Origin of the sequence: Starkeya sp. ORNL1, assembly GCF_012971745.1 — a bacterium.
Lineage (GTDB): Bacteria > Pseudomonadota > Alphaproteobacteria > Rhizobiales > Xanthobacteraceae > Ancylobacter.
The window spans coordinates 5,150,529-5,162,984 of record NZ_CP048834.1 but is presented as its reverse complement, the minus strand read 5'-3'; the positions used below and the strand labels follow the sequence as shown (position 1 = coordinate 5,162,984).

At 68.2% G+C, this 12,456-nt stretch carries 13 protein-coding genes and 1 other RNA gene; 5 read left to right on the top strand and 9 right to left on the bottom strand.

Features of this window, described 5'->3' with window-relative positions:
* Window positions 1-82: 82 nt before the first annotated feature.
* The gene (locus G3545_RS24355; RefSeq protein ID WP_170016510.1) at window positions 83-595 is read right to left on the bottom strand and encodes a DUF1465 family protein; all 513 of its coding nucleotides are present in this window, start codon (window positions 593-595) and stop codon (window positions 83-85) included.
* 362 nt (window positions 596-957) lie between these two features.
* Complete coding sequence (locus G3545_RS24350; protein WP_170016508.1) at window positions 958-1,149, bottom strand: DUF1192 domain-containing protein; 192 nt, start codon at window positions 1,147-1,149, stop codon at window positions 958-960.
* Window positions 1,150-1,297: 148 nt separating this feature from the next.
* Here G3545_RS24350 and G3545_RS24345 point away from each other — a divergent pair, with 148 nt between their 5' ends.
* From G3545_RS24345 to G3545_RS24330, 4 genes are all read left to right on the top strand, one after another.
* Entirely contained in the window at window positions 1,298-2,299 is a 1,002-nt protein-coding gene (locus tag G3545_RS24345) for an NAD(P)H-quinone oxidoreductase (RefSeq protein WP_170016506.1), read from the top strand.
* A gap of 206 nt (window positions 2,300-2,505) precedes the next feature.
* Window positions 2,506-2,661: non-coding RNA, 6S RNA (gene ssrS, locus G3545_RS24340), on the top strand.
* Window positions 2,662-2,677: 16 nt separating this feature from the next.
* The gene (locus G3545_RS24335) at window positions 2,678-3,286 is read left to right on the top strand and encodes a 5-formyltetrahydrofolate cyclo-ligase (RefSeq protein WP_170016504.1); all 609 of its coding nucleotides are present in this window, start codon (window positions 2,678-2,680) and stop codon (window positions 3,284-3,286) included.
* Entirely contained in the window at window positions 3,286-4,101 is an 816-nt protein-coding gene (locus G3545_RS24330) for a TIGR00282 family metallophosphoesterase (RefSeq protein WP_170016502.1), read from the top strand. Before G3545_RS24335 ends, G3545_RS24330 begins: the two co-directional genes overlap by 1 nt.
* Before the next feature lie 331 nt (window positions 4,102-4,432).
* Here the strand turns inward: G3545_RS24330 and rpmE are convergent, their stop codons facing one another.
* Window positions 4,433-4,657 (bottom strand): 50S ribosomal protein L31, encoded by a 225-nt coding sequence (rpmE, locus tag G3545_RS24325; protein WP_170016500.1) that lies wholly within the window; start codon window positions 4,655-4,657, stop codon window positions 4,433-4,435.
* A gap of 192 nt (window positions 4,658-4,849) precedes the next feature.
* Here rpmE and G3545_RS24320 point away from each other — a divergent pair, with 192 nt between their 5' ends.
* Window positions 4,850-6,619, top strand: a complete 1,770-nt coding sequence (locus G3545_RS24320; RefSeq protein ID WP_246702557.1) for an ABC transporter transmembrane domain-containing protein — start codon at window positions 4,850-4,852, stop codon at window positions 6,617-6,619.
* A gap of 124 nt (window positions 6,620-6,743) precedes the next feature.
* Here the strand turns inward: G3545_RS24320 and G3545_RS24315 are convergent, their stop codons facing one another.
* From G3545_RS24315 to G3545_RS24290, 6 genes are all read right to left on the bottom strand, one after another.
* A complete protein-coding gene (locus tag G3545_RS24315) occupies window positions 6,744-7,370 on the bottom strand; it encodes a hypothetical protein (protein ID WP_170016496.1) in 627 nt (208 codons plus the stop codon).
* A 2-nt stretch (window positions 7,371-7,372) separates the two neighbouring features.
* Window positions 7,373-7,858, bottom strand: coding sequence for a GNAT family N-acetyltransferase (locus G3545_RS24310; RefSeq protein ID WP_170016494.1), 486 nt, complete (start codon window positions 7,856-7,858; stop codon window positions 7,373-7,375).
* 14 nt (window positions 7,859-7,872) lie between these two features.
* On the bottom strand, window positions 7,873-8,904 hold the full coding sequence (locus tag G3545_RS24305; protein WP_170016492.1) for a peptidoglycan -binding protein: 1,032 nt from the start codon (window positions 8,902-8,904) through the stop codon (window positions 7,873-7,875).
* Window positions 8,905-8,907: 3 nt separating this feature from the next.
* Window positions 8,908-9,978: a flagellar motor protein MotA gene (locus G3545_RS24300; RefSeq protein ID WP_170016490.1), complete on the bottom strand. Its 1,071-nt coding sequence runs from the start codon at window positions 9,976-9,978 to the stop codon at window positions 8,908-8,910.
* Window positions 9,979-10,082: 104 nt separating this feature from the next.
* Window positions 10,083-10,871: an inositol monophosphatase family protein gene (locus G3545_RS24295; protein WP_170016488.1), complete on the bottom strand. Its 789-nt coding sequence runs from the start codon at window positions 10,869-10,871 to the stop codon at window positions 10,083-10,085.
* 199 nt (window positions 10,872-11,070) lie between these two features.
* Window positions 11,071-12,435: a sugar porter family MFS transporter gene (locus G3545_RS24290; protein WP_170016486.1), complete on the bottom strand. Its 1,365-nt coding sequence runs from the start codon at window positions 12,433-12,435 to the stop codon at window positions 11,071-11,073.
* Between the last annotated feature and the right edge of the window lie 21 nt (window positions 12,436-12,456).

Here is a 12,456-nt window from a genome sequence, read left to right as displayed (position 1 = left end):
GATGCCGCGGCTTATAGGCGGAAGCCCAAGCAGACGTAAAGCTTCCCGTAAAGATTGGCACGCGCAATCGCGCCGTGGAGCCTCAGGCTTCGAACACCGCGCGCAGCAGGCCGATCTGCCGGACCACGGCGTTGGGTTCAGCCGACGCCTCGGGGGCGCGATAGAGCGAGGCGTCGAGCCGCACGATGCGGCCCTGCAGCTCGCGCGTCTCCTCGATCAGGCCGCGCAGCCGCTCCGGCAGCAGGCGCGCTTCCTCGAGGTCCAGCGCTTCAGGGCGGCCGAGATCGACCTTGGCCTTCTCCCGCATCGCCTCGCTGCGGGTCAGTTCGCCCTCATTCACCGCGCGCTGCAGCAGCAGCCAGGAAGCCAGCTGCATCAGCCGGGTGGTCAGGCGCATGCTTTCACGGGCATAGGCCAGCGCGGCGCCACGGCCGAGCCCGCGGCTCTCCTCGCGGCCGGGGCCGTCGAGATAGGCGGCGGTCTGCTCGACCAGGCCCATGCCCTCGCGGAACAGGCCGCCAAAGGCCTGCGAGGTCACCATGCGCTCGCTGAAGCTCACCGTGCGCGCGCTCGATCGGTCCCTGAAGTCGGCCATTCGGTCCTGTCGTCTGCTTCGTCTGCCGCGCGAATCGTTCGTTGTAACGAATCTTAAACCATTCTTGCGAATGCCTCGCGCGCCTTTCGCTGTCCAGCACCGGGAACATGACGGTGCATCCCGGCTGTGGAGAACCGGCACAACAAAAAAGAGCCGCCCGAAGGCGGCTCGAAGGTGATGACAGGGAGGCGTCAAACAGAGTGGACAGGAGCCACTCGCGTCCAGAAATTGGACAGGCGCAGTAATGGACCGGAAAGCTTAATATGGCGTTAAGCCATTTCCTTCACGACCCGGAAAGCGTCGTCGTGCCATCCGCTTGCCTCCCGCGCCGTGGCGCGCCCTTCATTTCTTGAAGCAAACCGTCATTTTTTGAAGAACGCGTCTGCGGCCGCGCGCGATGCGCGCTTCGAGGCGAGCATGGCGCGCAGCCGCTCGATCTCCGCTTCCAGCGTGGCGACACGCTCCTCGATCTCGGTCTCCGACAAGGTCGAGAGATCGCCGCCGATCTCCAGTGCCGGACGAATGGGGCGCAGAATCTCCTCGTCCATCGCCATGACGTCCTCCTCTTCCCAAACGAAGCCGCCTTAACCGAACGGCATTTTACCTCAAACTAGTCTCCCACTCCCCTGGTTGCCAGCGAGTTGCCAGCCAACCCGGCATCACCTAGGACACGCCGGACTTCGGCTGAATGAGGAGAGGCCCGTGACCGATCTGCCCGCCACCATGACCGCGATCGCGATTCCGACTCCCGGCGGCCCGGAAGTGCTGGTGCCGGAAACCCGTCCGGTGCCCGCGCCGCGCAAGGGCGAGATCCTGGTCAAGGTGGCTGCTGCCGGGGTGAACCGGCCGGACGTGGTGCAGCGCCAGGGCTTCTATGCCCCGCCGCCCGGTGCGCCGGACATTCCCGGCCTGGAGATTTCCGGCGAGGTGGTGGCGCTGGGCGAGGGCGTCAGCCGTTGGGCGCTCGGCGACAAGGTGTGCGCGCTGGTCGCCGGCGGCGGCTATGCGGAATATTGCCTCGCCGAGGAGGGCTCGACGCTTCCCGTGCCCGCCGGGCTTACAATGCGCGAGGCGGCGGCGCTGCCCGAGACCTTCTTCACGGTGTGGACCAATGTGTTCGATCTCGCCGGATTGAAGGCGGGCGAGACCTTCCTGGTTCATGGCGGCAGTTCCGGCATCGGCACCACCGCGATCCAGCTCGCCAAGGCCTATGGCGCCACGGTGTTCGCCACCGCCGGCAGCGCCGAGAAATGCGAGGTCTGCCGCAGCCTCGGTGCCGATCTCGCCATCGACTACAAGACCCAGGATTTCGTCGCCGAGGTGAAGACCGCGACCGGCGGCAAGGGTGCCAATGTCATCCTGGACATGGTCGGCGGCTCCTATATCGCCCGCAATTACGAGGTCGCGGCGCCGCGGGGCCGCATCGTGCAGATCGCCTTCATGGAAGGCTCCAAGGTGCAGATCGACTTCATGCGGCTGATGCTGAAGCGGCTCTCCCATATGGGCTCGACCCTGCGCTCGCGCCCCGGCGCGGAGAAGGCGGCGATCGCCGCCTCGCTCAAGGAGCACGTCTGGCCGCTGATCGAAGCGGGCAAGGTGAAGCCGGTGATGGATTCCAGCTTTCCGCTCATCGAGGCCGCCAAGGCGCACGCGCGCATGGAGACCAGCGCGCATGTCGGCAAGATCATGCTGGATGTGGGGTGAGTTGCCCGGCTTGAGCATCCTTCGAGGCCCGGCTTTGCCGGGCACCTCAGGATGACGTGGTTATACACGCAACGTCATCCTGAGGTGCGAGCGCAGCGAGCCTCGAAGGATGTTGCAGCAGAACGCCGCCTTTCGTGACACCAGCCATCGGGGAGAACCGCTTCCACCCTCTGGCGTTCTCGGCCCTCCCGACTTACATTGTGACGGCGGGGCTGCGTGGTTCGTCAGGAGAACATATTCCCCGGGGCCTTATCGATCTCAAAGGGAGCTGTCCCTGACCGGACTCCTGGGTCCGGACACACGGCGCCCACCTACGTTGTAGGTTCCCGGGATCGATCACCAACGGCCATCGCGGCTCCGCACTTCTCTCATTTTTTCATGGCCCAGATCGCTTTAACCGTTCCCGACAAGGCTGCCCTGCGCTCCACCGCTCTCGCGCGGCGGGCCGGGCTTGACCCGGCCAGCCGCCAGCAACTGGCCGAAGCTGCCGCCGAGCACGCCATGGAATGGCTGGGCGATGTGGCCGGCGAAGCCGTCTCGCTCTTCATCGCCATCGGCTCCGAAATCCCGACCGCGCCTCTAGCACGGCGCCTGCGCGCCGCCGGCGCCCGGCTGGCGCTCCCGGTGGTGCGTGCCCCGAACCAGCCCTTGCTGTTCCGCGAATGGCGGGACGGTGTGACCCTGGCCCCCAGCCCCGGACCCGGCAAGACCGCCATTCCCGCGCCGCCCGAAAGCGCCGAGATGATCGAGCCGGATGTGCTGGTGGTGCCGCTCGCGGCGTTCGACGCCAGCGGCCACCGGCTCGGCTATGGCGCCGGTTTCTACGACCGCACGCTCGCCGAACTGCGCCAGCGCCGGCGGATCGAGGCGCTCGGCTATGCCTTCGCCATCCAGCAATTGCCGGCTTTGCCGGCCGAGCCCCATGACGAACGGCTCGACGCCATCGCCACCGACGCCGGCCTCATCCGCATCGCAGGGGCTCCCTGATGCGGATCCTGTTCCTCGGCGACGTGGTCGGCCGTGTCGGACGCCAGATGGTGAATGAGCACCTGCCCGCCCTGCGCGCGCGCTGGGCGCTCGATTTCGTGGTGGTGAACGGCGAGAACTCCGCCGGCGGCTTCGGCATCACCGAGGCCATCTATGACGAACTGCTCGCCGCCGGCGCCGACGCGGTGACGCTCGGCAACCATGCCTGGGACCAGCGCGAGGCCCTCGTCTTCATCGAGCGCGCACCGCGCCTGGTCCGCCCCGCCAATTTCCCGGCCGGCACGCCGGGACGCGGCGCCGCGCTGATCGAAGCACAGAACGGCGCGCAGGTGCTGGTGGTGAACATGATGGGCCGGGTCTTCATGGACCAGCTCGACGATCCGTTCGCCGGCATCGACCGCGAGCTGGACGCCTGCCCGCTGGGCATGGCGGCGGACGCCATCCTCGTAGATTTCCATGCCGAAGTGACCAGCGAGAAGCAGGCCTTCGGCCATTGGTGCGACGGGCGGGCCAGCATCGTCGTCGGCACCCACACCCATGTGCCGACCGCCGACCACCGGATCCTGCCGGGCGGCACCGCCTACCAGACCGATGTCGGCATGTGCGGCGCCTATGACGGCGTGATCGGCATGGACAAGGAAGAGCCGCTGCGGCGCTTCACCCGCAAGATCGGCTCGTCCCGCTTCGAGCCGGCGACCGGGCCCGGCACGCTGGCCGGCCTCGCGGTGGAGACCGACGCCGCTGGCCGCGCTGTGCGCTGCGCCCCGGTGCGGATCGGCGGCGCGCTCAACGAGGCGGTGCCGGACTTCTGGTGAGGCGCAACGCAAACCACCCCTGGCTCCTCATCCCGGGCAAAGGCGACCTGCGGTCGCCGTCTTTCGAGACGCCGAGGCAACAGCCTCGGCTTTGCCGGGGACCCAGACTTCGACCGGGCGCATGCGGAAGGGCTGGATCCCCGGATCAAATCCGGGGATGAGGGCCGAATCTGGATTTCCCGCCGCGTGCTGACGCACCGGATACTCTGCGGCACGACGTCGCTGGAATCGTTCCAAAACGAAAAGCCCCCGCGCCGCAGGCACGGAGGCTTTGAACCGTCGGAATATCCTCTCGCCCGAGCCGGCGCTTGCCGACGCGAAGCCCGTCCGTTCAGGACTTGAGGAAGCCCGCGAACTTCTTCTGGAACTTCGAGACGCGACCGCCACGGTCGAGCAGCTGCTGCGAGCCGCCGGTCCAGGCCGGGTGCGAGGTCGAATCGATATCGAGCTGAAGGGTGTCGCCCTCCTTGCCCCAGGTCGTGCGGGTCGTGTACTCGGTGCCGTCCGTCATCACCACCTTTACGAAGTGGTAGTCGGGATGGATGTTGCTCTTCATTGGTTGCATCCTCGCCGCCGCGTGGCCGGACCCGGAAAACCGGGAACCGCGCGGCGATCTTCAAAACGATCCTGCCGGAAATCCGCGCGGGTCTATAACTGAGACGCGAGCGTGACACAAGCCGAACTGCCAAGCCAAGCTGCGTCCATGTCGACAGCGTCTACCTCCGCAGCGTCCACCGCGGCGCCCGAGATGACTGCTCCGAAGCCCGCCCGCCAGCGCCTCAGGCCGCTCTGGGCGTTGTGGCCGCATGTGAAACGCTATCGCGGCCGCGCCATTGCCGCGGTCGGCGCGCTCGTCATTGCCGCCATCGCCACGCTGATCATGCCGGTGGCGGTGCGGCGGATGATCGATTTCGGCTTCGACGCCAATCATGCCGGCTATGTCGACCGCTATTTCGCCGTGCTGGTCGCGGTGGTCGGCGTGCTCGCCGCCGCATCCGGCGCGCGCTATTTCCTGGTGATGACGCTTGGCGAGCGGATCGTCGCGGATTTGCGCGCGGCCGTGTTCTCGCATTTGCTCGAGCTTGACGGGCGCTTCTACGACACCGCCCGTTCCGGCGAACTGATCTCGCGGCTCACCGCCGACACCACCCAGATCAAGTCCACGGTCGGCGCCTCCGCCTCGATCGCGCTGCGCAACATCGTGCTGTTCTTTGGCGCCGCGGTGATGATGGTGATCACCAGCCCGTGGCTCTCGGCGATCCTGCTCATCCTCATCCCGGCCATCGTCGCCGTGCTGCTCGGCTCCGGGCGCGGCGTGCGCAAACGCTCGCGCGCCTCGCAGGACACGCTGGCGGAAGCCTCCGCCTATGCCGCCGAGGCGGTCGGCGCGGTGCGCTCATTGCAGGCCAACACGGCGGAACGGGCCGCCGACGCCCTGTTCTCCGACGCTGTGGAAAAGTCCTACGACGCCGCCACCCGCGCCATCCGGGCGCGTTCCATGCTCACCGCCATCGGCTTGTTCCTGGTGTTCGGCAGTGTGGTCGGCATCCTCTGGGCCGGCGCCAATGCGGTGCTGGCCGGCACCATGTCGGCCGGCACGCTCTCCCAATTCGTGCTCTATGCGGTGCTGGCGGCGAGCGGGCTCGGCCAGCTCGGCGAGGTGTGGGGCGAGATTTCGCAGGCCGCCGGCGCCACCGAGCGCATCGCCGAATTGCTGGCGGTGGAGCCCGACGTCGCGGCGCCTGGCGATCCGCGCCCCCTCCCCGCCCCGCCACGCGGCGACGTCCGCTTCGAGGCGGTCTCCTTCGCCTATCCGACCCGCCCGGACATTTCGGCCCTCCATGACGTTTCGCTGGAGGTGAAGCCCGGCGAGCGCATTGCCGTGGTCGGTCCCTCGGGCGCCGGCAAGAGCACGCTGTTCCAGCTGCTGCTGCGCTTCTACGACCCCTCGTCGGGCCGGGTGCTGGTCGATGGCGTCGATATCGCGCAGGCCGATCCGCACGAGGTCCGTGCCCGCATCGCGCTGGTGCCGCAGGATGTCGCCATCTTCGCCACCTCGATCCGCGAGAATATCCGCCTCGGCCGGCCCGACGCCACCGACACCGAAGTCGAGGAAGCCGGCCGGCTTGCGCTGGTCGATGAATTCGTCGCCCGGTTGCCGGAGCGATGGGAAAGCGCGGTCGGCGAGCGCGGGGTGACGCTCTCCGGCGGCCAGCGCCAGCGCATCGCCATCGCACGGGCCATCCTGCGCCGCGCCCCGATCCTGCTGCTGGACGAGGCCACCTCGGCGCTCGACGCCGAGAGCGAGACCCTGGTGCAGAAGGCGCTCGACCGTTCGATGCAGGGCCGCACCACGCTGGTCATCGCCCACCGGCTGGCCACAGTGCTCTCCGCCGACCGCATATTGGTGATGGAGCAAGGCCGCATCGTCGAGGAAGGCACCCACGCCGCGCTTGTGGCCCGCGGCGGCCTCTATGCGCGCCTGGCGGCGCTGCAATTTGGCGGGCAGGCGGCGTAAATCCTGCCTCTTCCGAGCAAACAGCGTCATCCCGGCCGCAGCGAAGCGGAGAGCCGGGATCGCACGAAGGTGAAGGGCGTTTGCGCGATCCCGGCTCGGCCGTTCCGGCCGTCCGGGATGACGTCTATTGTTGGCCGAGGGAGGAAAGGAATTTCCCATACTCCGCCTCGTGCCGCCCCTCCTGGTTCGGCATTCCCGGCTTCGTCAGCATGCCACGCCGCGGCGGGATCCAGCTACGGATGGCCCGCCGTGGTCGCTCGTGCCAGGTGAGGTTGAAGGCGGCGTAGCGCGGGAAGAATTCCATCGCCGCATAAGGCAGATGGTCGTGCACCCACCACGCCATCGCCTCCCAGCGGCCGGTCGCCTCGTAATAGGGGATGAAGGCATTGACGATGATGCAGGCGGTGGCGCCCATGCAGCCTTCGGCGTCGCGCCGGTCCCAGATGTGGCCGGCATAATTCGCCTCGTTCACCGCGCAATTATAGCCCTGCTCGTTGCCGAACCGGTTCACCTCCGGAGAACGGTAGGCCGAGCGGATCGAGAGGCGGCCGAACCGCGCCTGCAACGGCTCCAGCAAATCCGCGCACAGCCGCCTGCCCGCGGCGATGGCAAGGTCCGGGTCGTCGGGGACATTCGGCAGCCCGTGGAAATTGGCGATCTCGGAATGCAGGAAATCGCGCAGGAAGAAGGAAGGCGACAGCCGCACCCGCCCCAACTCCTCAAGCCCCTTCACGCTGCCGGGCTTGCGCACGTCTACCCGCGCTCCATCACCAGGAAATCGGGCCGCCATTCCATCTGCAAGGTCGGCCTGCCGGAGAGCGGGTTGGCACCGCGCCCAGTCACGTTGAAGCCGATCTTGCCGTAGAAGCGTACCGCCCGGAGGTTCTCCTCATTGACCTCCAGCGTGATCGGCCGGCCAGCCTGCGCCGCCGCGTAATAGATCAGCGCCTCCGCCACCCCATGGCCCCATTGGCCGGGATGCACGGCGAGTTGGTCGACATAGCCGTTCGCCGGATCGATGGTGACGAAGCCGGCAAGCGCGCCGTCCTCCGTCGCCAAGGCAAGCTCGACCATGGCGCCGGCTTCGATCAGCGCGGCGAAATGGTCGATGAACCAGGCACGCCGGGCCTCGAAATCAATCTCCGGCATCGCCTCTCGCCAGCTCTCGACCCAGAGATCGGCCAGCTCCGGAAGATGCGCGTCAGTGAATGGCCGCAGCTCAACCGGGGTCGCTGCCATGATCGGCCCCACGCTCAGCGCTCGGTCAGCTTCAGCTCGATGCGGCGGTTGCGGGCGCGGGCCTCATCCGTGTCGGCGGTGTCGAGCGGCTGATATTCGCCGAAGCCGGCCGCCACAAGATGCGCCGGGCTGATGCCCTTGCCGATCAGATACTGCACCACCGCGATGGCGCGCGCCGAGGACAGTTCCCAGTTGGACGGGAATTGCGCGTTCGAAATCGGCCGGTTGTCGGTGTGGCCGTCGACGCGCAGCACCCAGGCGATGTCCGGCGGGATCTCCTTCTCCAGCGAGGCGAGCGCGCCGGCGAGCTGGTCGAGCGCCGCCCCCGCCTGCGGCTTGATCTGCGCCGAGCCGGGGTCGAAGAAGACCTCCGACTGGAACACGAAACGGTCGCCGACCACGCGGATGCCCGGCCGGTCGCCGAGGATGGAGCGCAGCCGGCCGAAGAACTCGGAGCGGAAGCGGGTCAGCTCCTGCACTCGCTGGGCCAGCGCGAGGTTCAGCCGGCGGCCGAGATCGGCCAGCTTGGCCTGGCTCTCCTTGTCCTTGCTTTCGGAGATGTCGAGCGCCTCTTCCAGCGCCGCCATCTGCCGGCGCAGCGCGGCAATCTGCTGGTTGAGCAGATCGATCTGGCTCAGCGCCTGCGCGGCGGCGTCCTTCTGCTTGGCGAGATCGGAGGCGAGCGCGTCTGCCCGGCCCTGCGCAGCGCTGCCGTCGTCCACCGGCGCCGGCGTGCCCGTCGCCTTCAGCCGGTCGCGCTCGGCCTCGGCCGACAACAGGCTGGAGCGCAGCGTGCCGAGCTCGCTCTCCGCCTCGTCGCGCCCGCCGCGCTCCAGCGCCAGAAGCTCCGTCAGCTCGCGGATTTGCGACTGCAGGCGCGCCATGGCGCTGTCCTTGCCGGACATTTCCTGCGTCAGGAAGAACTGGGTGATCACGAACACCGAGAGTAGGAAGATGAACACCAGCAGCAGCGTCGACAGCGCGTCGACGAAGCCGGGCCAGTAATCGATGGTGCGCTCGCGCCCGCGAGACCGCCCGAGCGCCATGGCCTAGACCCTCTCGCGGTCCGCCGAACGGGCGATGCGCTCCAGCAGCTTCTTGATCTCTTTCTGCTGCTCGGCCTGCGCCTCCACCCAGTCGCGCACCATCTGCTGCTCGCCGCGCATGTGCTGCACCAGGCCCTGCAGGCTCTCGGCGAGGTGGGCCATCGCCGCGGTGACGCGGTGCGAGCCGGCCTCGTTCATGGTCTTTTCCAGCTTCTCGATGGCCTGCGTGAGCTGGGCGTAGCTCGGCGGCGGCAATGCTGGCAGCGCGGCCGGCGGCGGCAGCGCGGCGGCAGCGGGCGGAACGGGCATGGGAACCGGAACCGGCGCGGGTATCGGCCGGGGGGCGGCCTCGAGCCCGAGATCGGCCACCGTGGTGGAGAGCCAGTCTTCGAGGTCGGTATAGAAGCGGTTCTGTGCCTGGCCGGCCTGAAGGTCGAGGAAGCCGAGCACCAGCGAGCCGGCAAGGCCGAACAGCGAGGACGAGAACGAGATGCCCATGCCGGCCAGCGGCGCGGCAAGCCCGGACTTCATATTCTCCAGGATCGATCCGGAATCCGGCCCGACATCGAGCGAGTTGATGACATGGGCAATCGAGGAGACGGTTTCCAGCAGACCCCAGAAGGTGCCGAGCAGGCCGAGGAAGATCAGCAGGCCGGTCATGTAGCGCAGCAGGTCGCGCGCCTCGTCGAGCCGGGTGCCGATCGATTCGAGGATGCCGCGCATGGTCATTTGCGAGATGGCCATGCGCCCGACGCGGTCGCCGAGCAGCGTCGCCATCGGCGCCAGCAGCACCGGCGCCTGGCGCACTTCGAGGCCGGGATCGGCGATACGGAAGCTGTTCACCCACTCAACTTCCGGCATCAGGCGCGAGACCTGGCGGAAGGCGAAGATGATGCCGATGAACAGGACGCCGAAGATGACGCCGTTCAGGCCCGGATTATTGAGGAAGGCCGCCCAGATCTGCCGGTACAGCACCGAGGCGAGTGCGCCGCACAACAGCACGAAGACGAGCATGCGGACCAGGAAGATCCGTGGCGAGGACAGCTTGATGAATGGATCCGCCGGATGCGCCATGCCGCTCGCCTGTTACCTCCGCTCCGCCGGGACACAACGCCCGGTTCACGGCGGCGACTATGCCACAGACGCTCGCAAATGGAACGGCTCGCGGCCGCTTTCCTTCAGGCGTTGCGGATCAGGGCGAGCAGATCGCGGCGGATGACCTCGTTGCCGGCGATGATGTCGCCCTTGGCGAGCATCTTGTCGCCGTCGCCGAGGTCGGAAACGTAGCCGCCCGCCTCGCGGACGATGACGATGCCGGCCGCCATGTCCCAGGCTTGCAGGTCGCGCTCCCAGAAGCCGTCGAAGCGACCGGCCGCTGTCCAGGCGAGGTCGAGCGCCGCCGAGCCGGTGCGGCGCAGGCCCGCGACCTTGGGCGCGATGGCGGCGAGTTCGGAGCGGAAGCCGGCGAGATCGCCGCGTCCCATGTGCGGCAAGCCGCAGCACAGCACGCTGTCGGCGAGATTGCGACGCGCCGCCACACGTATGCGTCGGTCGTTCATGAAGGCGCCGGCGCCCTTCTCGGCGATGAACAGCTCATCGGTGATGGGATTGAAGATCACCCCGGCCACCGGCACGCCGTCCCGCGCCAGCGCCAGCGAGATGGTGAAGAGCGGGATGCCGTGCAGGAAATTGGTGGTGCCGTCGAGCGGATCGACGATCCAGCGATGCGCCTCGTCGGTGCCGCCGACCTCGCCGCTCTCCTCCATCAGGAAACCGAAGGCGGGACGGGCCTTGGTGAGCTCTTCCTGAAGGATGCGCTCGGCCTTGCGGTCGGCATTCGAGACGAAATTGGCCGGCCCCTTGAGCGAAACCTGCAGGTTCTCCACCTCGCCGAAATCGCGGACGAGGGAGCGGCCGGCCTTGCGGACGGCCTGGACCATCACGGTCATGAGAGGCGAGCGGATCATGGCGGGTTCCGTGGCGCTGTGGGCGCCATGCGGCGCGCGGGCAAAGGGGTCGGACAAGGAATGTTGCCGTCCGTGTGCCTCCGAACGAAGCGCGGCGTCAAGGGCGGGCCGGGGGGAGCAGCCGCGCTCATTCGTCCGCGGCGCGTCCTTCCTGCCGATGAGGCCGAGGGCCGTGCACCCGCCGCGGCGGGATCCGGCCTTACGCTGCCCTCGGCATCAGGCCCAGCGCGCGGAACGGCTTGCCGGCCTTCAGGTGCGCCTCGATCTCCTCAAGCGTCAGGCCGGAAGTCTCCGGCACGTAGCGCGCGGTGAAGACCAGGCCGGCGACGCACACCAGCGCATAGATCGAGAACACGCCGGCCAGCCCGAGCGCCTGCAGCAGCACCGGGAAGGTGAGCACCACCAGGAAGTTGAAGGCCCAGTTGGTGAGCGAGGCAGCGCCCATGCCGAGGCCGCGCAGGCGCAGCGGGAAGATCTCCGACATCATCACCCAGGGCAGCGGGCCGAGCGCGATGGCGAAGGAGGCGATGTAGAGCACGAGGCCGATCAGCGACAGCCACTGCAGGTCCGGCGCGCCGGTGCCCGCCGCCACTGCGATCAGGCCGAGGCTCAGCGCCGCGCCGGCAAAGCCGATGAACATCAGCCGCCGCCGGCCGATGCGGTCGATCAGCGCCATGGCGACCAGCGTCATCACCACATTCACCGCGCCGATGCCGACGGTGGCGAGCAGCTGGTTGGCGGTGTCGCTGAAGCCGGCGCGGGCGAACACCGTCGGCGCGAAATAGATGACGGCATTGATGCCGGAGAGCTGCTGGAGCAGGAACAGCCCGGTGCCGACCAGCAAGGCCGGCCGGACGAGCGGACCGAACAATTCGCGCCAGCCTGCCGTGCTGGTCTCCGCCCGTGCGGCGAGCTCGATCGCCGCCAGTTCGCCAGTGACGCTCGGATCGCTCGCCCCCCGGCCCTGGACGTGGGCGATCACCTCGCCCGCCTCCTGCCGGCGCCCGCGCAGCACCAGCCAGCGCGGGGTGTCGGTGAGGAACGAGACGCCGGCGAACAGCAGGATGCCCGGTATCACCGCCGTGGCGAACATGATGCGCCAGGAATCGCCGACCCCGAAGTCGACGAGATAGGCGCCGAATATGCCGAGGGTGATGGCGAGCTGATAGATCGACACCAGCATGCCGCGCGTCGCCGCCGGCGCCATTTCGGAAATATAGAGCGGGGCGATCAGCGCCGCGACGCCAATGGCAAAGCCGAGCAGCAGGCGGCCCAGCGAGAGCACCAGGATGCTCGGCGCCAGCGCGCAGACCAGCGCGCCGATCACGAACAGCACCGCCGCGCCCATCAGCAGGCTGCGGCGGCCGAAGGGGGCGGCGAGCCAGCCGCCAACGGCCGCGCCTGCCAGCGCGCCGAGCGGCACGGTGGCGGTCATCAGCCCTTCTTGCAGCGGCGAGATGTCGAACTGGGCGTGGAGCGGTCCGAGCGCGCCGGCGATGATGCCTTCGTCATAGCCGAACAGCAGCCCGGCAATGGCCGCGACGCAGGCAATCACATAGATCATGGCGTTCCCCAGCCCGGATTC

Excerpts from the sequence above, each read along its gene's own strand:
- G3545_RS24355 (WP_170016510.1), bottom strand. The coding sequence starts at position 595 with ATGGCCGACTTCAGGGACCGATCGAGCGCGCGCACGGTGAGCTTCAGC.
- G3545_RS24350 (WP_170016508.1), bottom strand. The coding sequence starts at position 1,149 with ATGGCGATGGACGAGGAGATTCTGCGCCCCATTCGTCCGGCACTGGAG.
- G3545_RS24335 (WP_170016504.1), top strand. The coding sequence starts at position 2,678 with ATGGCCCAGATCGCTTTAACCGTTCCCGACAAGGCTGCCCTGCGCTCC.
- G3545_RS24330 (WP_170016502.1), top strand. The coding sequence starts at position 3,286 with ATGCGGATCCTGTTCCTCGGCGACGTGGTCGGCCGTGTCGGACGCCAG.
- rpmE (WP_170016500.1), bottom strand. The coding sequence starts at position 4,657 with ATGAAGAGCAACATCCATCCCGACTACCACTTCGTAAAGGTGGTGATG.
- G3545_RS24320 (WP_246702557.1), top strand. The coding sequence starts at position 4,850 with ATGACTGCTCCGAAGCCCGCCCGCCAGCGCCTCAGGCCGCTCTGGGCG.
- G3545_RS24310 (WP_170016494.1), bottom strand. The coding sequence starts at position 7,858 with ATGGCAGCGACCCCGGTTGAGCTGCGGCCATTCACTGACGCGCATCTT.
- G3545_RS24305 (WP_170016492.1), bottom strand. The coding sequence starts at position 8,904 with ATGGCGCTCGGGCGGTCTCGCGGGCGCGAGCGCACCATCGATTACTGG.
- G3545_RS24300 (WP_170016490.1), bottom strand. The coding sequence starts at position 9,978 with ATGGCGCATCCGGCGGATCCATTCATCAAGCTGTCCTCGCCACGGATC.
- G3545_RS24295 (WP_170016488.1), bottom strand. The coding sequence starts at position 10,871 with ATGATCCGCTCGCCTCTCATGACCGTGATGGTCCAGGCCGTCCGCAAG.
- G3545_RS24290 (WP_170016486.1), bottom strand. The coding sequence starts at position 12,435 with ATGATCTATGTGATTGCCTGCGTCGCGGCCATTGCCGGGCTGCTGTTC.